Source organism: Kitasatospora sp. NPDC097643, assembly GCF_040302625.1.
Classification (GTDB): domain Bacteria; phylum Actinomycetota; class Actinomycetes; order Streptomycetales; family Streptomycetaceae; genus Kitasatospora.
Window position 1 is genome coordinate 29,466 of the sequence record NZ_JBEOSA010000023.1, and the last position, 25,478, is coordinate 54,943.

The window sequence follows — 25,478 nt, forward strand, 5'->3', positions numbered from 1 at the left end:
GGGACGTCAAGACCTCCGCCGCCACCGAGACCCCTGATACTCCCCTCGGCGCGGGTCCGGCGGGACGAGGAGCTCGACGGCGTTGAGGGGGGTGAGCCGCGCTTGCCGTCTGCCATGTCCCCCCTGGGAGAGTGGTGGTTGCGCCCGGCGCGGTCGACGCGTCGGACGCCGGTTCGCCCGTCCACCCGGAGAAGGGTCCCGTCGTGTCCAGCAGATTCGCCGATCTCGTCCTGACCGGAGCCCGCGTTCGGGTGAGCCGCGGAAGGTGGGCCCGGTCCATCGCGGTCCGGGACGGTCTCGTCATGGCTGTCGCACGCACCCCGGTCGGGTTGCGCGAGTTCGTCGGCCCGCGCACCCGTGTCATCGAGCTCGCAGGCGGCCTGGTCGTCCCGGGCTTCCAGGACAGCCATGTTCATGCGCCGTTCGCGGGGCGTGACCGGCGTCAGCTGTCGCTCAAGGGCCTGGCCGGGCAAGGCGCGTACCTCGACGCGATCGCCGCCTACGCGGCTGCGCACCCGTCCCGTCCCTGGCTGCTGGGCGGGGGCTGGGCACTTGAGCACTTTCCCCGCGGGCTGCCGAGGAAGGAGGACCTGGACCGAATCGTTCCGGCGCGGCCGGTCCTCCTCTTCAACCAGGACCTGCACACGGCATGGCTCAACTCCGCCGCACTGGCTGCGGCGGGGATCTCCAAGGACTCCCCCGACCCGCCGCACGGTCGGATCGAGCGTGACCCCGCGACCGGCGAGCCGACCGGCGCCCTGCACGAAGGTGCCGCCTACCGGGTCGCAGAGGAGATCGCCCCGCAGCCGGACCGCGCCGAGTGGGAAGCCTCGATCCTGAACGCGCAGGACCACCTGCACAGTCTCGGCGTCACCGCCTGGCAGGACGCGTGGGTGACGCCGGCCACCCAGGCCGCCTACGAGACGCTCGCCGCCGAGGGCCGGCTCACCGCGCGAGTCGTGGGCGCACTGTGGTGGGACCGGCACCGGGGCCAGGACCAGATCACCGACCTCCTCGCCAGGCGGGAACACGGTCTCGGCGTCACCGCACCGCAGGGACAGCTGGGTTCGGGCTTCCACCCGACCTCGGTGAAGATCATGGCCGACGGGGTCCTGGAGAACTTCACCGGCGCGTTGCTCGATCCGTACCTGGACGGCTGTGGTGGCCGTACCGGCAATCGCGGCATGTCCTACCTGGACGCGGAGTCGCTCGCGTCCGCCGTCACCGCACTGGACCGGCACGGGTTCCAGGTGCACCTGCACGCGATCGGCGACCGAGCCGTACGTGACAGCCTGAACGCGATCGCCCGCGCACGGGCGGCGCACGGACCGTCGAGGGGGCGGCACCACATCGCCCATCTCCAGGTGGTCCAGCCCGCCGATCGGCCGCGGTTCGCGGAGCTGGGAGTGGTGGCGAACTGCCAGGCGTTCTGGGCACAGAGCGCGCCCGCTCGTGACTGCCTGACGATTCCCTACCTGGGCCGGGAGCGCAGCGCCCTGCAGTTCCCGTTCGCCAGTCTGGCCGCCTCCGGCGCCCGGCTCGCGATGGGCAGCGACTGGGCGGTCACCACGGCGAACCCGCTCGAACAGATCGAAGTGGCGGTGACCAGGGTCTCGCCCGATGACCGCACGAGTGCTCCGTTCCTCCCCGAGGAGCGCCTGAGCCTGGACGACGCCTTCGACGCCTTCACCTCGGGATCGGCCTACGTCAACCACGACGATCTCGCCGGCGACCTGTCACCCGGGCGCCGTGCTGACCTCGTCCTGCTCGACACCGACGTCTTCGCCCCGGACTTCACCGCAGACGGCACGGTGCCCGTGGCAGACGCCCGTGTCCGCCTCACGGTCGCCGCCGGCTCGGTCGTCCACACCGACGGCCTCTGATCAGGACGGACTCCGACTCAGGGGGCGACGAACGCTGCCGGATTCCGCTGCACGTGGTCGGACAGGGAAGGCCACCAGGTCGGGTTCTGGGAGACCACCAACCGCACAGCCGGGGAGGAGCGAAGGATCCCCGTGGTGTAGTCGTCCCAGCACTCGTACGTCCCGACCCCGGGCGCCAGAGACTTGATCATGAGACCGTAGTCGAGCGCATCGGCGAACATGGTCGCAAGGATCATCACCTGATCACACTCCTCACCGCCCGCCGGCACCGCACTCCCCCCGAAGAAGTACTTGTAGAGCCGCGGCTGATGATGAATCAGGCCCGCCACATTGTGCAGCCGCTCGACACTGCTGTGAATCGCGGAAGCGGCCGCGATGCCGTTGTTGATCGCACTCTGCCGTCCCAACTCGCGAATCTGCATCGCCGAGAAGAGCACCGAGAACACCGCAGCCGCTGACGCAATCACGCCGAAAATCAGCGCCGACACAACCCCTCCCCCAAGACGCCGCCGACTCCGACGACCCCCCGGAAACTATTCCCAACCCGCCACACCGGTACGCACATCGCCCTGGATGTCCCGTGACGCCCCGAGCCCGATGTGGTTCACGGAATGACGCGACCGATGTCGTTGTCCCGCTGATGGATCTCTTCGATCTCACCCCAGGGCGGCGGACCGCCCAAGCGCCACGGGACCGGTCTCGCGTCCGATGCGTGGATCGATCGCCTGGCGGCGTTGACGAACTCCCGTTGTGCGGCGTCGAGTTTCGTGTGAATGAGACGGAGCATCGCCATGTCCTTCGGCTCGCCGAACGGGAAGGCGCTGAACTCTCCGATGACTGTGCCGAGTTGCTCCGCAGCCACTCCCACCTCGGTATCGGCTACCAGGCTGACCGACACCAGGGCGGCGTTCCACTCCTCCCAGTCGATCCCCTCCGGCGCACGCTGCTCCCAGTAGGCGTGCCGCATGCCGATCTCGACCGCGCCGAAGCTCTGGAGGACGCGCTCGTACGCCGCGATCTTCCGATCGCGTATCCATTGCCGGGATTCATTGCGGCGCCCGGCCAGGGTGCCCACGAGGATGCCCAGGACGGTCGCGGCCGCTCCGCCGGCGGTGGATATGAGGGTTCCCCAAGGGAGATCCATGAGGTTCCTGCCTTTCAGTCGGACCGTCCCGCCAAGGCTCGGTCGAGGCTTCGGTCAGGTCGGTGTAGAAGGACTCGACGCCCCTCCAGGGCGAGGGGCCGCCGAGCGATCGGTCCAGGTGTCGTCGGGACGGGGCGAGGGAGTGGCGGGCCGCGTTGACGAAGCTCGGGTGAGCCTCCCCCGGCGCGGTGTGAATCGGCCGCAGTTCCTCGAGGTCGGTCGGCTGACGGCCGTGGATCAGGATGGTGAGGTCCTCCAGGATCTCGCAGACCCGCTCGGTCGCTGCGCTGGTCGCCGAGGAGGGTCGGCCCGTATCGGTACGGGTAGTTCGGTGGCGAGGGCTATGAGGATTACGGTGCGGGCAACTCGAAGGCTGCACCTGGTTCCTCGACTTGGGGAGGGATGCATGCAGGCGCTGGAAGAGACGGACCCGCATCAGATCGGGGAGTTCGTCCTCCTCGGACGGCTGGGGACGGGCGGCATGGGCCGGGTCTTCCAGGGGCGCTCGCCCGGCGGTCGGCTGGTGGCGGTGAAGGTTGTCCACGACAGCCTGGCGCACGATCCCCAGTTCCGGCGGCGGTTTGCTCAGGAGGTCGCCGCGATGCGCCGGGTCGGTGGCTTCTGGACAGCCACGGTCGTCGACGCAGACCCGCACGCCCCGGTGCCCTGGCTGGCCACCGAGTACGTGGCCGGCCCCTCGCTCGAACAGGCTGTCAGGGACCACGGGCCCCTCACCGTGACCGACGCGCACGGGCTGGCCGCGGGGCTGGCCGAGGCGCTGACCGCCATTCACGTCACGGGCCTGGTCCACCGCGACCTCAAGCCGTCCAACATCCTGCTCACCGCCGACGGCCCCCGTGTCATCGACTTCGGCATCGCCCGCGCGCTGGACGACACCGCTCTTACCGGCACCGGATACGTCGTGGGTTCCGCGGGCTTTCTTCCCCCCGAGCTGGCGATGGGTGGCGCCGTCAGCCCGGCCGGCGACATCTTCTGTTTCGGCCTGATCCTCGTCTACGCCACGACCGGCACCCACGCCTACGGCACAGGCCTCCCGCTGGAAGTCCTCTACCGGGTCGTCCACGAAGCCCCGGACCTCAGCGGTGTCCCCGGCAGCCTGCGCCCCCTGCTCCTGCGCTGCCTGGCCAAGGACCCTGCCGGGCGGCCCACGGCGAGGGAACTCCTCGCCGAACTCAACACCCCCGAACGCCCCGCCACTTCGCGCCACAGCCGGCTCCCCCCGCCCCTCACCCGGCTCGTCCAGCATCAGGTCCCTGCCGCCGATGCCGCCACTGCTCCCCTCCGCCCGGCTGGTCGCCCTGCGCCGCAGGCCGGCCCCGGAACCGGAGCCGGTCCCTTGCCGCCGGAAACTCTCCAAGAACCCCTCCGGGGCTGGCGCCGTCTGCGCGGGAGGACCACGGAGACCGGTTTCCCTCAGCGGCCCCAAGCGCACGCAGACCGAGCCGACGCCGGCACGCCACGATGGAGGTTCCCCACCAACTTTGTGGTGCCGGAACTGGCAACGGCTGAGGGAACCGTCTACGCCAGGACCCGCGACGCCATCATCGCCATCTGGGCGTAGGGCAGAGCGGGGCGAGCCACGTGCGCGGCCCTCACCCCCGGCGCCGCACCGCATCGAGCAGCATCCGCAGCACCGCCCGCGCGGCCGTGCGGCGCGCGGGCTGCCGCGACCAGACGGCGGGCAGCACCACGCCGAGCACGAGCGGCAGGGTCAGTGCGGCGGCGATCAGCGGGAACAGCGGCAACATCGGGCCTCCAACGGGTGACGATTCGTTGACCGGGTCCAATCTCACCGATCGCGTGTTCAGCGGAGTTCGGGTGAACAAGGATGAACGCGTGAGAGAGCTGGAGCCGCCCGCCGAGAAGGCACACGCACGCAAGACCCTGTCGGTGCTGCTGCGCCACGGGCTGGAGCAACAGCGACTGACGGTCGACCAGTTGGTCCGACGGTCCGGCCTCGGCCGCACCACGGTGAGCCAGGCGTTGAACAACAACGGCAGCGTTCCGACGGACCGGACGCTCCGCGCGCTGGCCCGGGCGCTGCACCTGGACGCCGAGCTGCTGATCGACCTGAAGCAGCGGTTCGCCCCGGATCGGGCCGAACCGCTCGACCCCGACGCCCAGTTCGGGCTCCGCTACCGCGCGTACCTGGCCAGACGGCACAGCCAGTTGGAGATCATCGGCCTGGACCTCACCCACAACCGCTCGCGCTGGCCCCTCGACACGGCCTACCTCAGCCTCGAACTGGCCACCGCCCCGCAGTTCGCCACTCGGCACGACCAGAGCACCGCCGCACCCACCGTCCGCGTCCAGCGCGCCGAGGACACGCTCGCGGGTCTGAACCGGGTGTTGATCCGTGGGCTCGCCGGCAGCGGGAAGACCACCCTCTTGCAGTGGCTCACGGTCATGACCGCCAAGCGCCAACTCCCCGCGCAGATGGACGCATTGAGCGGTCACACGCCCTTCCTCCTACCACTTCGGACGCTGGTGCGCCGGCAATCCCTCCCGGCCCCGGCGGAGTTCCTCGCCCACCTCGACTGCCCGTTGGCGATCGGGCAACCCGAGGGCTGGGCCGACCGGGTCCTGTCGGCCGGGCGCGGGATGGTCCTGCTCGACGGAGTGGACGAGGTGCCGCAGGCCGACCGGAACCGCACCTACACCTGGCTCGACGAGTTGCTCGCCGCCTACCCGGACTCGTTCTTCGCCGTCACCACCCGACCGACCGCCGTCCAGGAAGGGTGGTTGGCCGGCGAGGGCTTCGCCGAGCTGACGGTCCGGCCGATGGACCGCCGCGATGTCTCCGTCTTCATCGACCGCTGGCACGGCGCCGCGCGGCAGGCGGACGCCACCCCCGAGGAGGTCGCGCAGCTCACCGGGCTGGCCGAGCGGCTCAAGGACACCGTGCGCGCCCAGCGCAACCTGGCGCAGCTGGCGACCACTCCGCTGCTCTGCGCCCTGATCTGCGCCCTCCACCGCGCCCGGCGGGGCCATCTCCCCCGTGGCCGCATGGCGTTGTACGACGCCGCGCTGTCCATGCTGCTGATCCGCCGCGACGACGAGCGTGACGTGCAGGCCCCCGAAGGCATCACCCTGGACGAGCAGCAGAGCGTCCACCTGCTCCAGCGACTCGCGTACTGGATGATCCGCAACGGCCAGGCAGAGGCGGACAGGGCCGACGGCGAACACGAGATCGCCGCCGCGTTCCCGGCGATGCCCGCCGTCGCCGAACAGGGCGACGCCGCCCAGGTCCTGGACCACCTGATCGCCCGCAGCGGCCTGCTCCGCCAGCCCACGGCGGAGACGATCGACTTCGTCCACCGGACCTTCCAGGACTACCTGGGTGCCAAGGCCGCGGTGGAGGCCCGCGACTTCGGCCTGTTGGACCGCCACGCCGAGGACGACCAGTGGGAGGACGTGCTACGGATGGCGGTGGCCCACGCCCGGCCGGACGAGGCCGATCGCATCATCAGCAGTCTGGTCACCCGCGGCGATTGCACACCCGGGCAGCGGATCCGCCTGCACGTGCTGGCCGCCGCCTGCCTGGAGCACGCCACCGAACTCGACCCGCGGGTGCGGGCGGAGGTGGTGAAGCGGGTGACCGAGCTGCTGCCTCCGCGGTCGTGGAAGCAGGCCGCCCGCCTGGCCGACTGCGGCGCCATGGTGCTCGACCTGCTGCCCGGACCGGAAGAACTGGACGACTGGGAACGGGCGTTCACGGTCCATACGGCGGTGACGATCGGCGGTGAGCCGACCATGCCGTTCCTGAAGCGCTTCCGGGAGACAGCCGGCGAGATGCTCTGGAATCAACTCGGCTCGGGCTGGCAGGTGAGCCGCCCCGATCCGCAGGAGTACGTCCGCGAGATCCTCTCCTACTGCCCGGGAGACGGTCAGGTGACGGTCTCGACCCCCGAACAGCTCGCCCTCGCGCCATCGGCCGACACCTTTCCGCGTCTCTGGATCGAGGGCCACTTCTCGGCGAGAACGCTCACCGAGTCGGGTCAGCTGGCCGGGCGGCGCGAGGTGACCTTCGCGAACAACGATGCGCTCGACAGCCTGGCATTCCTCCGGGACCACGCACACCTGGCCCATCTCAATCTGCGCTCCTGCCCCGGGATCACCGACCTCGCGCCACTGGCCGATCTCGCACTCGCCTGCCTGAACCTCGACCTGCCCGGCCTCCCCGGGCTCCAGGGCCTCGAATCCTGCCGGCGGCTGAGGCACCTTCGCCTCGACATGCCGGTGGACTACCCCAGCCTGGCCGAGCTCCGCGCACCGGCTGGTCTGACCGTCCTGGAGTTGCTGAACTGCCCCCTCGCCTCCCGGACGATCGCCGGCATCGAACGCTTCCAGCGCCTGGAACACATCACGCTACCGACCGGCTGCACCGGCGGTCTCGCCGAGCTGAACGCGCTGCCGGCGCTGACCTCGCTCTCCTTCGTACCACCGTTGGAGCCACTTGGCGGCCCGTTCCCCAGGGTCACCTCGGTAGCCCTGTACCAGGCCACGACGCGCCTCGATCTCGCCCGGCTGCGGCACTCCTTTCCGAGCCTCGGCTACCTCCACATCGGAAGCACGCGCCCGATCGACACGCTCGACCTCACCCCGTTGCGCGGGCTCGCCGGACTCACCGTCGAGGTCTGGGGTGAGTGCGTCATCGTCGGCGCCGAGCACTTTCCGCCCGGCAGCATCAGGCACTACCCGTGAGCATCACCCGGGCGGGGACGGGCGTCGGGGATCCGTGAAACCACGCAGAGCAGGCCCGTACGGACACCGGCCCGGGGTCAACCCGCCGACGCCGCCCCGGACTCCCCCGGACGCGTCGCCCCCGGACGCGTCGCCAGCGGGATCTCGCACGCGGCGGAGAAGCCCTGCGAGGCGACCCCGTTCGCCACATTCGCCCTGGTCGCCAGGTTGACGTACGCGACGAGCGCGGTGAGCTCGACCATCGCCGCCGGGCCGAGCCGCTCCAGCAGACCCGCGTACAGCTCGTCGGTGACGGTCGGCGGCGTGTTCGTCATCGCCTCGGCGTACTCCAGCACGTCCCGTTCCAGCGGCGTGAACACCTCCGACTCCCGCCAGCGCGGCACCTGGCTCGCCTTGGCCAGGTCCAGGTCCAGGTTCTGCGCCTGGAAGTAGCCGACGTCGAGGCACCAGCTGCACCCGACCTGCGCCGCGACGGCCATGTGTGCGAACGACTTGAGACTCGCGTCGACGGCGTCCCAGGCGCCCACCTTGCCGCCGAACTCCAGGTTGGCCCGGGCGACATCGGGGCTGTGCCACAGCACCTCGACGTTCTCGGGCACCGCGCCCAGCTGCTTGATCATGTTCTCCTTGAGCTCGGCCGGAAGCTCGGCCTTCGGGACGCGAAGCGTCATGGTGTCCTCCTTGGACATCCGATCCGTTCGCCATGAAGGCACCGCCCACCCCGTGCCCGTGACAATCCTCGCGCCTCCCAATCAAGTTGATCTAGCGTCACCCACCCTGCTCCCACTAGGTTCTTCGGCATGAAGATCGGCGAGTTGGTGGGGGCGGGCCGGACCGCGGACGTGTTCGCGCTGGACGACGGGCGGGTGCTGCGCCGCTACCGGGGCGGCGAGGACGCCACGGGCGAGGTCGCCGTGATGGCGCACCTGGCGGAGCACGGGTTTCCGGTGCCCGCCGTCTGGCCGGGGGCGGCCCCGGGTGAGCTGGTGATGCAGCGGCTGTCCGGCACCACGATGCTGGAGGCCCTGGCCAGCGGCGCGATCACGGCCGAACGGGCCGGCGAGCTGCTGGCGGAGCTGCTGCGCCGTCTGCACGCCATCCCGGCGCGCCTCTCCGCAGACCCCGAACACCGGGTCCTGCACATGGACTTCCATCCGGACAACGTCGTGCTGACCCCGGAGGGCCCGATGGTGATCGACTGGGCCACGGCAGCCGAGGGCCCGCCCGGCCTGGACACGGCCATGGCCGCGCTGATCCTGGCACAGGCCGCCCTCTCCATGCCCGCCGTCGCCGAGGTGGCCCGAGCCGTGCTCTTCCCGATGCTTCGCCACCTCGACGTCATCGAAGCGGAACACCTCGCCGAGGCCAGGGCGCGGCGTGCCGCCAACCCGACGCTCAGCGCGGAGGAGACCGGCAAGCTCGACGAGGCGGTGGCCCTGATCACCGGCGCGACCGCTGCCTGATGACCCGGGCGCGGCGGAGCCCCGCACCAGAGGTGGTGCGGGGCTCCGCCGTTGCGTAGGCGGAGGCTGTCAGGCCGCCCCCGCGCCTTACAGGAGGCCGTACTCGACGGCCGTCGCGTCCGCGCCCGGCGCGGCACGGGCCGTTGACAGAAGTGGATGAACCACCAGTCCGCGCCGGCCATCCTCGCGAGTCCTCGGAAGTCGTACAAGGCAAGGTGATGGCGCGGCTGGCTCGTCGCGAGGTGCTGAGAAAGCAGAATCCGCCCATGCTTTGGGTGGTGCTCCACGAGGCGTGCCTACGCACCTCGGTGGGTGGCCGCGAGGTCATGGCAGCGCAGCTGGCGCACCTGCTCCAGGCGGCGGAAGCCCCGGGCGTGGACTTCCAGGTGATTCCGTTCTCCGCGGGAGCCGTGGCCGCCCACCTGTTTCCGTTCACCTTGCTGACCTTCGACACCGCGCCCACTGTGCTGTACGCCGGAGACCCACAGGGAGGGAAGCTTTATCGGTCGGCTGACATGGTGGCAAGCTTCTCGCAGAACTACGACAGGCTGCGAGCGCACACGCTGGCTCCTGATGACTCGTTGGCCCTCATTGCTCAGGTACGTAAGGAACATCTGTCATGAGCGCGTTTCACCACTCCATAGATGTCGTCTGGGAGAAGTCGTCCCACAGCGGCTCGGACGGCGGACAGTGCATCGAGTTCTCGCGAACCGTCACCGCGCGCGGTCTCGTCCCCGTCCGTGACTCGAAGGACCCGGGCGGACCCTCCTTGCTCTTCTCCGCCTGCGCGTGGTCGTCCTTCATCTCCGGGGTCAAGTCCGGTGAATTCATGACCTCCTGAGCCCTACCGCCCCACCGTACGCGGGGGCTCCCGCTTGCGGAACGTGCGCCGGTACGCGTCCGGCGGCACACCCACCGTGCGGTTGAAGTGACGGCGCAGCGTCGTGGCCGTGCCCATGCCGGTGCTCGCGGCGATCACGTCGATGCTGTCGTCCGTGTGTTCCAGCAACTCCTGGGCGTGCCTGATCCGTTGGGTGTGCAGCCACTGCAACGGGGTGGTGCCGGTGACCGTCCTGAAGTGGCGGCCGAGGTGGCGGGAGCTCAGGTGGGCCTGGCGGGCCAGGTCCTCCACCGTCAGCGGCTGGTCGAGGCGTTCGAGCACCCAGGGGAACAGCTCCGCCAGCGGATGGTTGGTCGGCTCCGGCACGGGGGTGGTGACGAACTGGGCCTGGCCGCCGTCCCGGTGCGGGGGTACGACCAGCTTGCGGGCGAGGGTGTTGGCGACGGCCGAGCCGTGGTCGATCCGGACGAGGTGCAGGCACAGGTCCATGGCGGCGGCCTTGCCGGCGGAGGTGAGCACGCTGCCGTTGTCCACGTACAGCACGTCCGGATCCACCGTCACCTGCGGGTAGCGGGCGGCCAGTACGTCGGTGTGCGCCCAGTGCGTGGTCGCGCGCAGCCCGTCCAGCAGGCCGGCCGCGGCCAGCACGAACGCGCCGGTGCAGAGCGAGACGATCCGGGCGCCGGCCTGGTGGGCCGCCCGGACCGCCTCGACCAGCTCGGCGGGTGGTTCCACCTCGACGTCGGCCCAGCCCGGGACGATCACCGTGTCCGCGCACCGGAGTCGGTCGAGTCCGTGGTCGGGCTCCAGGCGGAACCGGCCGACCCGCACCGGGCCCGGCCCGCAGAGGGTGAGCCGGTACCACTCCTCGGCGCCGAAGACCTCGACGGCCAGGGACAGTTCGAAGTGGAGCATCCCGTCGGTGACGGCCAGCGCGACAGAGTTCACGTCCGGAATTGTACGGGTGATGTCGTTCCGGACACTAGCCCGGCGATCCCCCGCCCACCAGGATGATCACAACGGATCGGAACCACGAGCAGCACGGGGGAACCACCCATGGAATCGACACGCACCATCACCGTCTACGGCGCCTACGGCCACACCGGCCGCTTCGTCGTCGCCGAGCTGCTGGACCGCGGCTTCGTCCCGGTGCTGGCCGGGCGCGACGCCGACCGGCTGAACGCCCTGGCCGCCGAGACCGGGCTGGCGGCCCGCCCGGCCTCCGTCGACGACCCGGACGCGCTGGACCGCGCCCTGGCCGGCGCGGCCGCCGTGATCAACTGCGCCGGGCCGTTCGCCGCGACCGCCGCTCCCGTCATCGAGGCGGCCCTGCGCGCCGGGATCCCGTACGTGGACGTCGCGGCCGAGCTGGAGGCCAATCTGGACACCTTCGCCCACTTCGCGGACCGGGCTCGCGCCGCCGGGGTGCCGGTCGTCCCGGCGATGGCCTTCTTCGGCGGCCTCGGCGACCTGCTGGCCACCGCCGCGATGGGCGACTGGGCGACGGCGGAGGAGGCGCACATCGCGTACGGGCTGAGCAGTTGGCACCCCACCGCCGGCACCCGCAACGCGGGCGCGGTCTCCCGCGAGCGGCGCGGCAACCGGCGCATGCGCTACGCGAACGGGCGGATCGAGTACCGTCAGGACGCCCCGCCGACCCTGGAGTGGACGTTCCCCGAGCCGCTCGGCTCCCGGGCCGTCATCGGGGAGTTCACGATGGCCGACGTCATCACCGTGCCCAGCCACCTCGCCATCCCCGAGGTCCGCACCTACATGACGGTCGAGGCGGCCAGGGACGTGGTGTCCCCGGACTCGCCCGCCCCGGCCGCGACCGACGAGCACGGACGCTCCGACCAGACCTTCCTGGTCGACGTCGTCGTGCGCTCCGGCGGGCAGGAGCGACGCGCCGTGGCCCGGGGGCGGGACATCTACGCGGTCTCCGCACCGCTCGCCGTGGAGGCGGTCGACCGTCTCCTCTCCGGCCGGGCCGAGGCGGTCGGCGTCGCCTCCGCCGGCGAGGTCTTCGACGCCCCCGACTTCCTGCGCGCCCTCGCCCCGCACGTCACCGTGGACCTGCCGCAGGCGTAGCGGGCTTCCCGGGAAAGCGGCGTCGCTTGACCCTGCCACTGGCGGCAGGGTTGAACGATCACGCCATGGACACCAGCACCGCACCGCAAAGCAGCAGCAACAACAACAGGATCGTCGTCGTCACCGGGGCCGGCACCGGGATCGGCCGGGCCACCGCGCGGGCCTTCGCCGCCGAGGGCGCCCAGGTGCTCGCCGTCGGCCGGCGGGCCGAACCGCTCCACGAGACCGCCGCCGGTCACCGGCGGATCACCCCGCTGACCGCGGACATCACCGCCGCGGGGGAGCCCGAGCGGATCGTCCGCACCGCCCGGGAGCGGCACGGCCGTCTGGACGTGCTGGTCAACAACGCCGGCATCGTGCGCGGCGGTGCGCTCGGCACACTCTCCCCCGAGACGATCACCCCGCAGATCGCCACCAACCTGATCGCCCCCGTCCTGCTGACCCAGGCCGCGCTCCCGCTCCTGGCGGCGAGCGGCGGGGTGGTCGTCAATGTGAGCACCTCGGTGGGGCAACGGGCCTGGCCCGGCAACGCGGTGTACGCGGCGACCAAGGCCGCGCTGGAGCTGCTGACCCGCAGCTGGGCGGTCGAACTCGCGCCCCGCGGCATCCGGGTGGTCGCGGTCGCGCCCGGCGCGATCGACACCCCGATCGGCGAACACCAGGGCCTGACGCCGGAGCGCAGGGCCACCGTGCGTGACTGGCAGCTGGCCCACACCCCGCTGGGGCGGATCGGCCGGCCCGAGGAGGTGGCCTGGGCCATCACCCGACTCGCCGCGCCGGCCGCGTCGTTCGTCACCGGAGTCGTGCTCCCGGTCGACGGCGGGGCGGTCGTCGCGTGACACCGATCGGGGGCGTGATAGGAGTGACCCGGGAGGTGGACCGGGTGAGGATCGGCGAGTTGGCCAAGGCGACCGGGACGACCCCGCGTGCGCTGCGGCACTACGAACAGGCCGGGCTGATCTCCTCCGAGCGGTCCGCCAACGGCTACCGCGGCTACCACGAACGCGCGGTGGTGCGGGTCCGCAACATCCGCTACCTGCTCGCCGCCGGACTCACCCTGGACGACGTACGGGTGTTCCTGCCCTGCCTGGACGGTGATGTGGCCGCCACGCCGCCGTCGGGCAGGGGCCTGCGGGTCGCGCTCGAACGGCTGGCGGTCCTCGACGAACGGATCGCCACCCAGACCGCGGCCCGCGACCGCCTGGCGGCAGCCCTGCGACGGAACGCGAGCCGGGAGCCCGCCCCGCCTGCGCCGGCCGATCGCCGGCAGCCGACGGCCGACTGACGACCGCCGGGCCACCCCCGACCGGCCAACTTCCTTGCAGGCTCTGCGAAACGGGGCGTCCGGCGGCTACCATCCGGTCGAGGCGTGGATTCCCGCGCTGTCGGGGTGGGACGGGGAGTAGGGGGAAGGCGTGCGCAACGCGCCCGGTGTCGTCATCGATGTATCCAATGTGTGCTGGTCGCCGTACCTCCCCCCGCTGCGACGCCAGTCCCCTTTGCTCAAGCGGCTGTTCCTGGTCCGCGACGCCTGGCGGGAGCAGTTCGGCACGAAGGCCCCGGTGGACCTGGTCGCGGACGACTCGCTGGTGGGATCGCTGCCGTCGGACGACCACGCGCGGCTGCTCCAGCTGCGGCGGAACCCCCGGAGGGAGGGGTTCGCCGACGTCCGGTTCGTGCCCTACGCCGACCCGGTGTTCCTGCGGCTGGCGCGCGAGCGGGGCCGGTACGTGATCAGCCGGGACCGCTTCACCGACCTGCGGCGCAAGGAACCCTGGGTCGAGCAGCAGTCCGAGCGCATCCTCTCCTGGACCACGGGAGCGGACCGGCGGGTGCGGCTGCACCCGAGCGGTATCGTGCCGGTGCCCCCGCACCGGGTTTCCCAGGCGATCGAGTTCAAGGATCTCAAGCACCTGCAACGCCTTGATCCCGAGCACCCCGGCCACGCCCGGATCCTGCGGAGCCACTGGCGGTGCACGGCGCTCGGCTGCGACACGGCGATGAGGTGGCCGGACGGGCTGCTGAGCTGGCCCGCCGTCAGCCGCACCGGCGCCGCCGTCTGCACGTGCGGCGCGCTGCTGGAGAACCTCGGGCCGCGCGGCGTCACCCGGAGCTTCGTCGTCTCGGACGCGACGGCCGCGGACCTGCCGGGCGGCCTGTCGGCCGGCGAGTACCTGCGCTTCCCGGTCAGCGTGGGAGACGCGGTGCAGCTCGGGCGCGGCACGCTGCGCCACGGCATCAACCTGGGCGCGGAGGAGCTGAACCCGCCGGTCGGCGTCAAGCGGGTCAGCCGGGTCCATCTGCTCCTCTCGATGGAGGAGCAGCCGGGCAGCGGCGGCCCGCAGGCCTACGCAGTGGACCTCGGCTCGGGCAACGGCACGGTGGTGGTGCGCAGCTCCGGCGCGACGCGGCGGATCGAGCCGGGCGAGCGGGTGGCGTTCGGCGAGATGGACCGGCTGGTGCTCGGGGACGCCGTGACGCTGCGCCTGTCCGGGCAGCGGTACTTCAGCGCGGAGCAGGCCCTGCCCCGGGAACTGGGGGACGGCGGTGGCGGCCGGACCCTGTTGAGCTGAGACGGCGCGGGTCTCACTGCGGCGCGTAGCCGGACAGGACCGTCCCGTCGGCGAAGCCCGCGTACAGCAGGCCCCCGGACAGGACGGCGGAGGGCTCGCCCGCCGAGACGCCCCCGTCGTCGCGGCTGCCGGGCCAGTCCGGGAACGAGACGGGACGCGGCACCGCGTTCGCTCCCTGGGTCAGGTCGATGATCCCGGGAGAGGCGAGCGTCAGCTCGACGGCCTTGTCGTCCGCCAGCAGCAGCGCGGTCGTCTTGCTGCGCTGGTCCTCCGGGAATTGGTGGCTCCAGACCGGGCGGCCGGTGGCGAGGTCCACGGCCGAGTGGGCGCCGGCGGTCATCCCGTCGGCGACCAGCAGGCCCTTGGCGCCCAGCGCCAGGTGTGAGCCCGCGCCGGTCAGCAGGGTGCGGCCACCGTCCAGGTGCCGGGCGTCGAACGCCGAGACCTTGCCCTCCCCGGTGTCGGCGCAGACCACCCACTGTCCGTACCCGTGGAGGGCGGTACAGGCGGCGGCGGTGGAGCCGGTGACGGTGCCGCCCGTGGTCTCCAGCATGACCAGGCGCCGGTCCGACATCGCGTAGAGCCGCCCGTCGAGGGCGATCGGCGCGGTGGCCGCGGAGTTGAGCGGTGTCGTCCACAACTCCCGGCCGTCGTCGGCGGCGTACGCCCGCAGCTCGCTGCGGTCCGCGGCGCCGCTGCCGCCGAGACGGGGGCTGTCGGGGTCGGCGAGGTCGGTGACGAGGGTCTTGCCGACGAGCACCACGCCGAGGGCGATCCGGCCGCTCGGGGCGGGCTTCTCCCACCGGACGACGTGGTCGCGCAGTCGGATCGCCCGGGTGTAACTGCCGTCGGTGGTATAGGCGTTGCCGTCAACCAGGACCGGGGCCCGGACGGTCGCGTCGCCGAGTCGGCCCTTCAGCGGAGCCTTGGGGTCGAGGCTCCAGCGGGTCGTACCGTTGTCGGCGTCGAGTGCGATCAGCCCGCCGTCCGCGCGCGAGCACAGGTACAGGCCCTCACCCAGGGCGCAGCCGCCGAGGCGGATGCCCAGCTCCTTGTGCCACGGCGCCCAACTGGTCCGGATCGAGGCGGTGTTGAGTGCCGCGCTGCCGAACTCACCGCTGGCTCCGGCATCGCCGGCGGCCATCGCGACGGGGAGCGGCCCGGGGGTCGGGGCCGGACCCGAACTGCCTCTGGTGACGGTGGGGTTGGTGGGCGGGGGCGACGCGTCGACGGAGGTGTCGGCCAGCCACCGGGGGACGAGCAGCGCCCCGAGCACGCTCAGCACCACCCCCAGCACCGCCGCGCCCACCAGCCGGCCCCGGCGTCGGCGGGACGGCGCCTGCGGGGCCGCGGGTACCAGCGGCAGCGGCAGCGGCAGCGCCGCCAGGTACGCGGCGTCCTGCTCGTAGCGCGTGCACATCTCCGCGACCGCCCGGGGCCAGCCGGGCGGGGCCGGCTCCGCGCCGAGCAGCGCGGTCAGTTCGGCGAGGTCCGGGCGGTCCTGCGGGCGCAGTCGCAGGCACTCGGCGAGGACGCCGCGCAGGCCGGTGGGCACCAGGGAGAGGTCGGCCTCGGCCCGGCTGATCCGGCCCAGTACGGCCAGCGCATGGCCGCTGCCGAAGGGGCCGCGCCCGCAGGAGGCGTAGGCGAGCACCGCGGCGAGGCAGAAGACGTCCGAGGCGGGGCCGATCGGGGTCTCACTGTCGAGGTGCTCGGGCGACATGTAGCCCGGGGTGCCGACCGTCTTGTCCACCGCGGTGAACACGGTGCCGTTCAGGCGCTTGGCGATGCCGAAGTCGATCAGCCGTGGGCCGGTGGAGGACAGCAGCACGTTGCCGGGCTTGAGGTCCCGGTGCAGCAGGCCCTGGGCGTGGACGGCGCCCAGTTCCGCGGCGAGGCCGACACCGAGGGCCCGTACGGTCCGCTCGTCCAGCGGACCGGTCGCCTCCACCGCCTCGGCGAGCGTCGGGCCGGGGATGAACTCCGAGGCCAGCCAGGGTGGTTCGGCGCTCGGGTCGCAGGCGAGCAGGGTGCCGGGGAGGGCAGCGGAGACCGCGCGTGCGGAGTCGATCTCGCGCTGGAACCGGGCTCGGTGTTCGTCGTCCGGGATCGGCTCCGGGAGCAGGGTTTTGACGGCGACCAGGCTGCCCGGCCCGCCGCCCGCCGCTTCAGGGCTGCCCGCTCCGGGACTGCCCGCTTCAGGGCTGCCCGCTCCGGGACTGCCCGCTTCAGGGCTGCCCGCTCCGGGACTGCGGGCGAGATAGACCTCGCCCATGCCGCCCGCGCCCAGCCGGGCGAGGGTCAGGTACGGCCCGATCAGGCGCCGGCCGTCCGGGGGCAGCGGCTGGAGCACGGCGAACTCCCTTCGTCGGGGCGGTCATTCGGAGGCGGTCATTCGGGGGCGGTCATGACGTCCCGTGCGGCCCGGCCGGGGTCACTGCGGGGCCTCGACGGCGTGCACCGCGCCGTCTGCGCCGACGGCGATCAGGATCCCGTCCAGGGCGAGCGCCCGGGGGTGTCCGTACGCGGCGAAGGAGGGGAGCGTCGCGTGCGGGCCGGGCGATCCGGCGGGCTTCGCCAGGTCCACCGTGGTGGGTGTCGGTGCCGCGTCGCCCTCCGGGTTCGCCGGGGCGATCAGCAGCCGGGCATCGGTCATGGTGATGGCCTCCGTGCCGAGCAGGATCGGCCGGGCGGCGGTCGGGTGCACCGTGGCGTCGCCGCCGCGCGGCTTGTCGACGGCGAGGCGCCAGCGCTGGGCTCCGGTGGCGGCGTCGAAGGCGGACACCGAGCCGTCCGACGCGTTCTGGGCGGTGATCACCGTGCCGTCGGTCGCGGTGATCACCGTCTTCTGGTCGTGGAGTCGCTGGTTGTCCCCGCTGATGTCCTTCGACCCGGCGAAGTCCCTGGTTCCGGCGGTCACCAGGCCGCCGTCGGCGGTCCGGCACAGCACGGTCGAGCCGGTCACGGCCAGCGGGCCGCAGGTGTCGGGCAGTTTCGCGATCGGCGCGCCGGTCTCCTCGTCGAAGGAGGCGAGCCCGTCGGAGGTGGCCGCGTAGACGGTGCGGCCGTCGGCCGCCACGGGGCCGTACCTGAGGTGGAGCTTGGCGGTGGTCGGGCCGTTGCGGCCCAGCGGGCGGCTCCAGGTGGGCTGCCCGCCGTCGAAGGTCGAGACGTCCAGGGTGAACTCGCAGCCGATCTCCTCGCCCCGGTGGCACAGCGACAGGAAGAGCCGGTTCCCGTCCGCGAGCGGCTCGGTGGCGAGACCGACGTCCTTGCCGAACGGGGTCGTCGACAGGGCGCGCCCGCTGGTGAGGTCCTGGATGCGCAGCGCGCCGTCGGTGTCCCGGCTGGCGACGCGGTTGCCGTTGATCGCCGGGTCGTCGCCGTCGTCGGGGATGAGGCGCAGGCCGTTGCCGGTCATCGGCTGGTCCGGTTCGCCCGGGTTCTTCGGGAGGTCCACCCGCCAACGCTGTCGGCCGGTGGCGGTGTCGAGGGCCTGGAGACTGCCGTCCACCAGCCGGCAGACCAGGGTGCCGGCGCCGAGCGAGCAGCCGGTCGGCTGGTCGGCCAGGTAGGCGGCCCAGGGGTGGAAGCCGCTCGGCGGGCGGGTCTGCGCCGTGGTGAAGACCGCGTTGCGGCCCGGTCCGCCCTGCTCGGTGACGCCCGTGAGCGCCGCGACGGCCGGGGGCGCCTTGGTGGCGGTCACCGAGGGGGCGGGCCGCCCGGTGGCCGGTGACTCACCGTCAACTCCGAAGCGCAGGACGGCCACTGTCCCGGCCGCCGCCAGAACGAAGGCGCTCGCAGCGGCGATCACCAGGGTGCTGCGGCGCCTCGCCGCCGGACGGCCGGCCCCGGTGGAGGCCGGGTCATGTGTCGGGCGGGGCGGCGGAGCCAGGGCCGCGACCTGCGCCGAGGCCCCGCTCTCCTCGATCATCCGGGTGATCTCCGCCGGCCAGCCCGTGGCGGAGTCGAGGCGCTGCAACGCCTGTGCCAGCTCGGCCGGGGTGGGTCGGTCGGCGGGCTCCCGGAGCAGGCAGGCGGCCACGATCCCGCGCAACTCGTCTGGGACGGCACCCAGTTCGGGATCGGCCCGGGTCGTCCGGTGCAGCAGCACGGCAGCCTCGGCCTCCCCGAACGGGCCCCGCCCGGTGGCGGCGTACACCAGGACCGCGCCGAGCGAGTACACGTCCGAGGCCGGTACGGCCTCCCCGGCGTTCAGCGCCTGCTCGGGCGCCATGTAGCCGAGCGAGCCGAGCAGCGTCCCGCCGGAGACGGCCGTCTCCTCGTCGACGGCGCGGGCGATGCCGAAGTCGATGAGCTTGGGACCGGTGGCGGACAGCAGGAGATTGCCGGGCTTCAGGTCGCGGTGCAACAGCCCCCTGCCGTGCACGTCGGACAGCGCCGCCGCCAGCCGGACCCCGATCCCCGCGACCACCCCGACGGGCAGCGGACCACAGCCGGCCACCGCCCGGTCGAGCGTCGGCCCGGCCACGAACTCGCTCGCCAGCCACGGCACTTCGGCATCGGCCGAGCCGCCGAGGAGCCGGGCCACCCAGGGGCTCTCGACCGTCCGCAGTGCCTCGATCTCGCGCCGGAAGCGGTTTCCCACGTCCGGGTTGTCCAGCAGGTCCGGGCGGATCGTCTTCACCGCGGCGAGCGTGCCGTCCTCAGCCCGCCCCAGCAGCACCTGACCCATGCCGCCGGCGCCCAGCCGCCCGACGACCCGGTACGGCCCGATCCGATCCCCGAGCGCAGCCCCCACCCCGACCCCTCCGTGTCCCCCGACCCCGACCCCGGCCGCCGCCACGTCGGCGGGCAAGGCGATGATTCCACAGCCTGTCAGGAACTCGGCAGGTATCGCCGGTTCATCGTCCCGCTCCCGCCTGCACCCGCTCCTGCACCGCACCCACCGCACCTGCGGATCTTCGGATTTCGCCCGGCCGGGTACTCCAGCCGTAGCCCGTGACACGCGGAACGTACGGCGCCCCGCATGGCTGTGTGCGAGGATCGCGGCATGGCGGCGACGGAAACGGAGCTCGTGCTCGAGCGGTTCGTCTCTGAGGTACAGCTGGCGGTGCCGATTGTGGCCGTGTGGGCACACGGTTCACTCGCGCTGGGGGACTTCCAGCCCGGGCGCAGCGATCTCGATCTCATCGCGGTCGTCGAAATCCCACTGGACGGCGAGCTGCGGGATCGGCTGGCAGGCATTCACCAGCGGCTGCTGGACGAAGAGCCGGCCGCGGCCGAGTTGCACTGCTCCTACATGGTCAGAACAGCGCTCTCCGAGGCCGAGACCAGCCATGTCACCTGGGCTCACAGTATGCTCCTGGAACGCCCGGTGACACCGGTCACCCGCCGGGAGCTGCTCGATGGTGGGCTCACCCTCCACGGTCCGTCGCCGGCGGAGCTGCTCCCGCCGCTGACCCAGGGGCAGTTGGAGGACTTCATCCGGCGCGACCTGGCAGAGTTCTGGCTTCCGGCCACGGGCAAACCCCTGCTCTGGATGAGGGACATCTGGGTGGACCTGGGCCTGCTCGTCCTGGCCCGCGCCACCGTCACACTGCGCGACGGGCGGCTGATCACCAAGGGCGAAGCCCTCGCGGAACTGGTGGAACTCGGTGCGCCCGCGGACGTGGTTCGTGACATCCACGACCGCCGCTATGCGAATCCGACGCCGACCAGCCGTTTGCGGCGTATCCGCCGAGCGATGCGGGCCCGCGCCTTCGTACGGCGCGGTATCAAGCGCACTCTGGCCATGGGCTCAAGCCCCGTGTAGGCACCGCCCGGCTGGGTGCCCGCGGCCACCGCACGATCTTCCCGGCCCTCACCGTCGGTGGTGTCCGCCTGCTTCGTCGCCTGCCGTCCTGGCCTGCTTGCGGTAGGCCCCCGGCGGCGATCCGAAGTGTCGTTTGAAAGCCTTGGCGAAGGCGAACTCCGAGGTGTACCCCGTGTGTTGCGCGATGGTGCTCAGCGGGGTCGGCGACCTGTGCAGCAACCGCGCCGCGGTGGCCATCCGCCAGTTGGTCAGGTAGGTCAGCGGCGGCTCGCCGACCACCGAGGCGAAGCGGCGGGCGAAGGCCGCGCGGGACAGCCCGGCGCGGGTGCCCAGGGACTCCACGGTCCAGGGATGGCCGGGATCGTCGTGGATCGCCTTCAGGGCCGGGGCGACTACCGGGTCGGTCAGCGCGGCCGCCCAACCCCGGGTCCGCTCCTTCGGCAGGTCGGCGTACCACGACCGGAGGATGTACAGCAGCAGCAGATCGATGAGCGCCGTGACGACCGCGTCCGAGCCCGGCTGCGGCGCGTGGAACTCGGCGCACAGCTGATCGACCGCCGAACGCAGCACCGGGTGGCGGCCGGGTACCGCGGGGAGGTGGATGACCTCCGGTAGATCGCCGAACAGCGGATGCGGGCGATCGACGTCGATCGCGTACGCGCCGCACACCAGCACCGTGCGCTCCCCCGGTCCGTCCACGGTGACCTGGCCGATCGGCGAGGAACGGTCCACGCGCTCCGGTACGAAGTCCACCGGATCGCGGTCCGGCACGTCGCACAGGACGTGTCCGCTGCCGCGCTGAAGGAAGACGATGTCCCCGGGTCCGAGCGCGAGCGGTTGGCCGTGCGGTGGCAGCAGGTGGCAGTGCCCTTCCACGACCACGTGGAATCCGGCTCCCGAGACGGGTTGGAACTTCAGGGCCCACGGGGCGTGCGCGTCGGTGCGCGTCACCATCGGGCGTCCCGTGCGCAGGACTTCGAGGGTGTCGCTCAGGATGTCCATGGCGTCACTCTAGTGCCCGCACGGCGAGACGATCTGACAGGGAATCGAGATCTTTGGTCATTCACCGTCTCGATGCGGAGGCGTACGTTCGTGCCACGGCGGTTGCCGAACCCCGCACCGCATCGACGAAGGAACGGATCCCCCATGTCTCTGGCCGGCAAGAAGATCGTGATCATCGGCGGAACCTCCGGCATCGGCTTCGCGGTGGCCCGACAGGCCGCGGCGGCCGGCGCGGACGTCGTGGTCGCCTCCAGCAATCAGGACCGCGTGGACGCCGCGACGAAGCGGTTGGGCGGGCCGGCCGAAGGCCGCCGCCTGGACGTCGCCGACGGCAACGCCATCGCCGCGTTCTTCGAGCAGGTCGGGGAGTTCGACCACCTCGTCTACACCGCGGGCGAATCCCTGCTGATCAAGCCACTGGCCGACACCACCCCGCAGGAGGCCAGGGCCGTCTTCGAGCGCCGGTTCTGGGGCGCGTTCCTCTCCGCCAAGTACGCCGCACCGCGGCTGCGTGACGGCGGCTCGATCACCTTCAGCTCCGGCGTCCTCGCGATCCGCCCCCTGTCCGGAACCGCGCTCACGGCAGGTATCACCGGCGGCATCGAGGCCCTGTCCCGGGCACTCGCCGTCGAACTCGCCCCGCTGCGCGTCAACGTGATCCAGCCCGGTGTGATCCGCACCGAGCTGTGGGACGGCAGTGTCCCGGACCCGGAGGCCTTCCTCCGGGGTGCCGGGTCCGAGCTGCTCACGCGACGTGTCGGCACCGCCGAGGAAGCCGCGGCGGCCTATCTCTTCGTCCTGGCCAACGGCTACGTCACCGGCGCCACGCTCGCGATAGACGGCGGCGCGGCACTGGTGTGACATCGGCGCCAGACATCACATGGAGGTACTAGATGACGACTGTGACGGCGGCCGTGGTGGTGGCCACGGTCGCCGCCGTGATCGCGGCGAAGACCGCCTGCACGTTCCGCAGCGCCTCGCGGACGGAGTCGCCGGCCCAGTCGCGGTCGGCGATCTCCGCGAACCGCGGCTCGACCTGCTTGCGGGGCAGCTCCGGGAAGGCGAGGTGGTGCAGGCGGGCGGCGTGCAGGAGGGCGATCAGGGCGGCGGTCGCCGGGTCCGGGTCGGCGCCGTGCAGGACGACGGCGGCCAGGCGCTCGCGCAGTTCGCGTTCGGCCGTGCCGTCGGCCTCCGGGTAGCGGCGCACCGGGAAGAGGCCGAGGGCGCGGTGGCGCTGCTCGGTGACCAGGCCGCGCTCGCACAGGCGCTGGACGGCGGCGTGCACGGCGGTGTGGTGGTCCTGGATCAGCCAGTCGGCCGCCTTCGCGCTGCTGTCGCCGTTGCCCTTGCCCTTGCCCCTGCCCCTGTCCTTGCCCGTTTCCTCGGCCCACTCGGCGAGGCGGCCGAGGCGTTCGTCCAGCAGGGGTTCGCCGGTGGGCGTCGGGTCGGTGACGGTGAGCCGGCCCTCGGCGACCACGACCCGACCGGCGAGCACGAGGTCTGCCAGGATGCCGCCGGCGACGGTCCAGCCGACGCTGGAACCGTCCTTCGCCACACCGGACTTGTCGTCCAGCGAGAGCAGCATCAGCTCCTCGCCGATGGTGATGGTCGCTCGCACGCCGCGTTCCCTTCCTCGGTCAGGTTCTTTCATCGGTCAGGCACCGGGCCCGACGGGGCCGAGGGCCTCGGCCAGCCGCCGGGCGCGGGTGTCCTCTGCGAGCAACGTCCGTACCAGTGGGCCGGTTCCCTGACCTGCGGAAACCTCGGACAGGTAGGCCTCCACCGACCTCGGGTCGGCCGGGAGCGCCACCCGGTCCGCGTCCAGCTCGGCGTACGCGCGGGCGTAGGCGAGGCCGAGCCCGGCCAACAGGGCGCCGCCCGCCGCGTCCTCATCGTCCACCAACTCCGGTTCCCGGAGGGAGACTTCGTAAGCCGCCAGGACGGCCAGCAGCACGTGCTCGGTGCCGGGGGTGCGGCGGCCGAGGCGCAGCGCCTGCCCGTCGGCCTCCGCGCGGAGCCAGGAGGCCGGGCCGGCGGGCGGTACGCGCCGGCGCCGCCACCGCGACGGCCGCCGGCCCGCCCGGCGGAAGAGCAGCACCTCGCGGGTCGGCCGCAGCAGCGGGTCGAGCCGGCCGGACGGCTCGGTGTCCACCGTCGTCGACGTCCCCGTCCCCGCCCCTGCCCCCGTTTCGGTGTCGGCCTCCATCGTCATGCCCCCTCCTCGACGCGCGACGCACGATCCACGGTACTCGATGCTTGGCCTCGACCATACCTCTGCTTTGCCTGCCCTTTGCAGGCGTTCGGACGTCGAGATCGCGTCAGGATCGGGGCGCCGAGGCCGGATCGGCCGCGCTGACCGGCACGTCCGGGTGGCGGAACCAGGAGCCCTGGACCGCCCACTGCACCAGCATCAGCACACCGCCCAGCAGCAGCGCGCCCAGCCCGATCACCGTCACCCCGCCGACGTTCCCGATGACCGGCAGGTCGATCGAGGTGGCGCCGTAGTTCGGGTCGGCGTAGACGTCGAAGGCGCCGTAGGCGAAGAAGTACAGCAGTATCAGGCCGCCGGCCAGCGGCAGCACGCCCTTGAGGACGAAGTCCCGGACGCTGCGGGTGAGCACCCGGCGGTAGTACCAGACGCAGGCGAAGCCCGTCAGACCGTAGTAGAAGGCGATGCCGAGGCCGACCGAGGCGATCGAGTCCGCCAGCACGTTGCCGCTGATGGCGGTGAGCAGCACGTAGAAGGCGATCGACACCAGGCCCATCGCGATCGTGGACCAGGTCGGGGTCAGGTGGCGTGGGTGCACGCGGCCGAAGCCGGCCGGGATCGCCCGGTGCGTGGCCATCGAGAAGGTGGTGCGGGCGGTCGGCAGGATGGTGGTCTGGGTGGAGGCGGCGGCCGAGGTCAGCACCATCAGGATCAGCAGCCGGCTGAGGAAGGCCCCGAAGCCGGTGGTGCCGAACACCGCGTCGCCGAGGCCGGACAGCACGTCCCCCGAGTGGTCCGGGTTGCCGAGCCCGATCCCGTCCGTGCCGATCCCCGCGAAGGACTGGGCCGAGGTCGCCACCAGGGCGTAGATGAGGAGCAGCAGCACGGTGGAGACCACGGCCGCCCGGCCGGGGGTGCGGGCGGAGTCGGCGGTCTCCTCGTTGACGGACACGGCGGTGTCCCACCCCCAGTAGATGAACACCGCCGAGAGCATGCCGGCGGTGAAGGCCGAGGCCGAGGGGATGTTGAACGGGTTGAACCAGGAGGCGTCCACCGGGATGGCCGTCGCGGGTGCACCGGAGCCGTAGGCCTTGACCAGCGCGGTGATCGAGAAGATCACCAGCATGACCACCTCGACGGCCAGCAGCCAGCGTTGCAGCGCGGCGGACAGCTCGATGCCGATGTAGCAGATCGCCGTCATCACGACGATCCAGACCACCCCGGCGATCGTCGTCCAGGTCTTGTTGTCGGCCAGCGAGTCCAGGCCGACCAGCCGGAAGCCGTACACCCCGGCGATCTGCGCCAGGTTCGCCATCACGATGATGTCGGCGACCACGATGCCCCAGCCGCCCATCCACCCGGTGCGCGGGCCGAACGCGCGGGCCGCCCAGGTGAAGGTGGTGCCGCAGTCCGGGTCGGAGGCGTTGAGCTCCTTGTAGGCGTACGCGATCAGCAGCATCGGGATGAACGCCAGGATGGTGATGATCGGCGCCTGGAGGCCCACGCCGACGACGATGATGCCGAGGGTCGCGGCCAGGCTGTAGGCGGGGGCGGTCGAGGCGAGGCCGATGCACACGGAGGACAGCAGGCCGAGCGCACCGGTCTTCAGGCCCTTCTCGCCCGCGCCGGAGCCGGTCGGAGCGCCGGTCGGGGGGCTGGTCGGGGAGGCCGACACGGATCACACCCCCTCGTGTACGGGCGGGGGTCGCGGGGGGTCGCGAAGACCGCTCTGGTCCGTCTCAGCGTACCGCCGACGCCGGAAGCCGGGGCGGTC

The 25,478-nt window shown here is 72.1% G+C and carries 23 protein-coding genes; 12 read left to right on the top strand and 11 right to left on the bottom strand.

Annotated elements, in window-relative coordinates; translation table 11 throughout:
• The first annotated feature begins 302 nt into the window (after nt 1-302).
• A complete protein-coding gene (locus ABTY15_RS16940; RefSeq protein ID WP_350588816.1) occupies nt 303-1,883 on the top strand; it encodes an amidohydrolase in 1,581 nt (526 codons plus the stop codon).
• A 17-nt stretch (nt 1,884-1,900) separates the two neighbouring features.
• Here the strand turns inward: ABTY15_RS16940 and ABTY15_RS16945 are convergent, their stop codons facing one another.
• Together ABTY15_RS16945 and ABTY15_RS16950 are read right to left on the bottom strand one after the other, a co-directional pair.
• On the bottom strand, nt 1,901-2,371 hold the full coding sequence (locus tag ABTY15_RS16945) for a hypothetical protein (protein WP_350588817.1): 471 nt from the start codon (nt 2,369-2,371) through the stop codon (nt 1,901-1,903).
• Nucleotides 2,372-2,487: 116 nt separating this feature from the next.
• Nucleotides 2,488-3,027 carry a hypothetical protein gene (locus ABTY15_RS16950; protein WP_350588819.1) on the bottom strand — a complete coding sequence of 180 codons (540 nt, stop codon included), beginning with the start codon at nt 3,025-3,027 and terminating at the stop codon, nt 2,488-2,490.
• Nucleotides 3,028-3,433: 406 nt separating this feature from the next.
• Here ABTY15_RS16950 and ABTY15_RS16955 point away from each other — a divergent pair, with 406 nt between their 5' ends.
• Entirely contained in the window at nt 3,434-4,609 is a 1,176-nt protein-coding gene (locus ABTY15_RS16955) for a protein kinase domain-containing protein (protein WP_350588822.1), read from the top strand.
• 31 nt (nt 4,610-4,640) lie between these two features.
• Here ABTY15_RS16955 and ABTY15_RS16960 read toward each other — a convergent pair whose 3' ends face one another.
• Nucleotides 4,641-4,796, bottom strand: coding sequence for a hypothetical protein (locus tag ABTY15_RS16960; protein ID WP_350588823.1), 156 nt, complete (start codon nt 4,794-4,796; stop codon nt 4,641-4,643).
• Nucleotides 4,797-4,884: 88 nt separating this feature from the next.
• Here ABTY15_RS16960 and ABTY15_RS16965 point away from each other — a divergent pair, with 88 nt between their 5' ends.
• On the top strand, nt 4,885-7,752 hold the full coding sequence (locus tag ABTY15_RS16965; RefSeq protein ID WP_350588824.1) for an NACHT domain-containing protein: 2,868 nt from the start codon (nt 4,885-4,887) through the stop codon (nt 7,750-7,752).
• A 77-nt stretch (nt 7,753-7,829) separates the two neighbouring features.
• On the opposite strand, the gene ABTY15_RS16970 is transcribed toward ABTY15_RS16965, so the two are convergent.
• Nucleotides 7,830-8,423, bottom strand: coding sequence for a carboxymuconolactone decarboxylase family protein (locus ABTY15_RS16970; RefSeq protein ID WP_350588825.1), 594 nt, complete (start codon nt 8,421-8,423; stop codon nt 7,830-7,832).
• Between the two features lie 129 nt (nt 8,424-8,552).
• Between ABTY15_RS16970 and ABTY15_RS16975 the strand changes: the two genes are divergently transcribed.
• From ABTY15_RS16975 to ABTY15_RS16985, 3 genes are all read left to right on the top strand, one after another.
• Nucleotides 8,553-9,215 carry a phosphotransferase gene (locus ABTY15_RS16975; RefSeq protein ID WP_350588830.1) on the top strand — a complete coding sequence of 221 codons (663 nt, stop codon included), beginning with the start codon at nt 8,553-8,555 and terminating at the stop codon, nt 9,213-9,215.
• A gap of 152 nt (nt 9,216-9,367) precedes the next feature.
• On the top strand, nt 9,368-9,838 hold the full coding sequence (locus tag ABTY15_RS16980; RefSeq protein WP_350588834.1) for a DUF5753 domain-containing protein: 471 nt from the start codon (nt 9,368-9,370) through the stop codon (nt 9,836-9,838).
• On the top strand, nt 9,835-10,056 hold the full coding sequence (locus ABTY15_RS16985) for a DUF397 domain-containing protein (protein WP_350588835.1): 222 nt from the start codon (nt 9,835-9,837) through the stop codon (nt 10,054-10,056). Before ABTY15_RS16980 ends, ABTY15_RS16985 begins: the two co-directional genes overlap by 4 nt.
• Before the next feature lie 3 nt (nt 10,057-10,059).
• Here the strand turns inward: ABTY15_RS16985 and ABTY15_RS16990 are convergent, their stop codons facing one another.
• Complete coding sequence (locus ABTY15_RS16990; RefSeq protein WP_350588837.1) at nt 10,060-11,004, bottom strand: helix-turn-helix domain-containing protein; 945 nt, start codon at nt 11,002-11,004, stop codon at nt 10,060-10,062.
• Between the two features lie 108 nt (nt 11,005-11,112).
• On the opposite strand from ABTY15_RS16990, the gene ABTY15_RS16995 reads away from it, so the two are divergent.
• The 4 genes from ABTY15_RS16995 (at nt 11,113) to ABTY15_RS17010 (ending at nt 14,717) form a co-directional block, all read left to right on the top strand.
• Nucleotides 11,113-12,144: a saccharopine dehydrogenase family protein gene (locus tag ABTY15_RS16995; RefSeq protein ID WP_350588839.1), complete on the top strand. Its 1,032-nt coding sequence runs from the start codon at nt 11,113-11,115 to the stop codon at nt 12,142-12,144.
• Between the two features lie 65 nt (nt 12,145-12,209).
• Entirely contained in the window at nt 12,210-12,983 is a 774-nt protein-coding gene (locus ABTY15_RS17000; RefSeq protein ID WP_350588841.1) for an SDR family NAD(P)-dependent oxidoreductase, read from the top strand.
• Nucleotides 12,984-13,027: 44 nt separating this feature from the next.
• Nucleotides 13,028-13,429, top strand: a complete 402-nt coding sequence (locus ABTY15_RS17005) for a MerR family transcriptional regulator (protein WP_350588935.1) — start codon at nt 13,028-13,030, stop codon at nt 13,427-13,429.
• 214 nt (nt 13,430-13,643) lie between these two features.
• Nucleotides 13,644-14,717, top strand: a complete 1,074-nt coding sequence (locus ABTY15_RS17010) for an FHA domain-containing protein (protein WP_350588843.1) — start codon at nt 13,644-13,646, stop codon at nt 14,715-14,717.
• Between the two features lie 13 nt (nt 14,718-14,730).
• On the opposite strand, the gene ABTY15_RS17015 is transcribed toward ABTY15_RS17010, so the two are convergent.
• Entirely contained in the window at nt 14,731-17,070 is a 2,340-nt protein-coding gene (locus ABTY15_RS17015; RefSeq protein ID WP_350588844.1) for a protein kinase domain-containing protein, read from the bottom strand.
• An 81-nt stretch (nt 17,071-17,151) separates the two neighbouring features.
• Entirely contained in the window at nt 17,152-19,479 is a 2,328-nt protein-coding gene (locus tag ABTY15_RS17020) for a protein kinase domain-containing protein (protein ID WP_350588846.1), read from the bottom strand.
• A gap of 252 nt (nt 19,480-19,731) precedes the next feature.
• Here ABTY15_RS17020 and ABTY15_RS17025 point away from each other — a divergent pair, with 252 nt between their 5' ends.
• A complete protein-coding gene (locus ABTY15_RS17025) occupies nt 19,732-20,493 on the top strand; it encodes a nucleotidyltransferase domain-containing protein (RefSeq protein WP_350588847.1) in 762 nt (253 codons plus the stop codon).
• Nucleotides 20,494-20,541: 48 nt separating this feature from the next.
• On the opposite strand, the gene ABTY15_RS17030 is transcribed toward ABTY15_RS17025, so the two are convergent.
• The gene (locus tag ABTY15_RS17030; protein ID WP_350588851.1) at nt 20,542-21,495 is read right to left on the bottom strand and encodes an AraC family transcriptional regulator; all 954 of its coding nucleotides are present in this window, start codon (nt 21,493-21,495) and stop codon (nt 20,542-20,544) included.
• Nucleotides 21,496-21,639: 144 nt separating this feature from the next.
• Between ABTY15_RS17030 and ABTY15_RS17035 the strand changes: the two genes are divergently transcribed.
• On the top strand, nt 21,640-22,356 hold the full coding sequence (locus ABTY15_RS17035) for an SDR family oxidoreductase (RefSeq protein WP_350588852.1): 717 nt from the start codon (nt 21,640-21,642) through the stop codon (nt 22,354-22,356).
• A 28-nt stretch (nt 22,357-22,384) separates the two neighbouring features.
• On the opposite strand, the gene ABTY15_RS17040 is transcribed toward ABTY15_RS17035, so the two are convergent.
• The 3 genes from ABTY15_RS17040 to ABTY15_RS17050 form a co-directional block, all read right to left on the bottom strand.
• On the bottom strand, nt 22,385-23,146 hold the full coding sequence (locus tag ABTY15_RS17040) for a GOLPH3/VPS74 family protein (RefSeq protein WP_350588854.1): 762 nt from the start codon (nt 23,144-23,146) through the stop codon (nt 22,385-22,387).
• Nucleotides 23,147-23,149: 3 nt separating this feature from the next.
• A complete protein-coding gene (locus ABTY15_RS17045; protein WP_350588855.1) occupies nt 23,150-23,707 on the bottom strand; it encodes a hypothetical protein in 558 nt (185 codons plus the stop codon).
• Between the two features lie 106 nt (nt 23,708-23,813).
• A complete protein-coding gene (locus ABTY15_RS17050; RefSeq protein WP_350588858.1) occupies nt 23,814-25,379 on the bottom strand; it encodes an APC family permease in 1,566 nt (521 codons plus the stop codon).
• Between the last annotated feature and the right edge of the window lie 99 nt (nt 25,380-25,478).

Excerpts from the sequence above, each read along its gene's own strand:
- ABTY15_RS16985 (WP_350588835.1), top strand. The coding sequence starts at position 9,835 with ATGAGCGCGTTTCACCACTCCATAGATGTCGTCTGGGAGAAGTCGTCC.
- ABTY15_RS17025 (WP_350588847.1), top strand. The coding sequence starts at position 19,732 with ATGGCGGCGACGGAAACGGAGCTCGTGCTCGAGCGGTTCGTCTCTGAG.
- ABTY15_RS16940 (WP_350588816.1), top strand. The coding sequence starts at position 303 with ATGGCTGTCGCACGCACCCCGGTCGGGTTGCGCGAGTTCGTCGGCCCG.
- ABTY15_RS17030 (WP_350588851.1), bottom strand. The coding sequence starts at position 21,495 with ATGGACATCCTGAGCGACACCCTCGAAGTCCTGCGCACGGGACGCCCG.
- ABTY15_RS16975 (WP_350588830.1), top strand. The coding sequence starts at position 8,553 with ATGAAGATCGGCGAGTTGGTGGGGGCGGGCCGGACCGCGGACGTGTTC.
- ABTY15_RS16955 (WP_350588822.1), top strand. The coding sequence starts at position 3,434 with ATGCAGGCGCTGGAAGAGACGGACCCGCATCAGATCGGGGAGTTCGTC.
- ABTY15_RS16995 (WP_350588839.1), top strand. The coding sequence starts at position 11,113 with ATGGAATCGACACGCACCATCACCGTCTACGGCGCCTACGGCCACACC.
- ABTY15_RS17045 (WP_350588855.1), bottom strand. The coding sequence starts at position 23,707 with ATGACGATGGAGGCCGACACCGAAACGGGGGCAGGGGCGGGGACGGGG.
- ABTY15_RS17035 (WP_350588852.1), top strand. The coding sequence starts at position 21,640 with ATGTCTCTGGCCGGCAAGAAGATCGTGATCATCGGCGGAACCTCCGGC.
- ABTY15_RS16960 (WP_350588823.1), bottom strand. The coding sequence starts at position 4,796 with ATGTTGCCGCTGTTCCCGCTGATCGCCGCCGCACTGACCCTGCCGCTC.
- ABTY15_RS17040 (WP_350588854.1), bottom strand. The coding sequence starts at position 23,146 with ATGAAAGAACCTGACCGAGGAAGGGAACGCGGCGTGCGAGCGACCATC.
- ABTY15_RS17000 (WP_350588841.1), top strand. The coding sequence starts at position 12,210 with ATGGACACCAGCACCGCACCGCAAAGCAGCAGCAACAACAACAGGATC.
- ABTY15_RS16970 (WP_350588825.1), bottom strand. The coding sequence starts at position 8,423 with ATGACGCTTCGCGTCCCGAAGGCCGAGCTTCCGGCCGAGCTCAAGGAG.
- ABTY15_RS16950 (WP_350588819.1), bottom strand. The coding sequence starts at position 3,027 with ATGGATCTCCCTTGGGGAACCCTCATATCCACCGCCGGCGGAGCGGCC.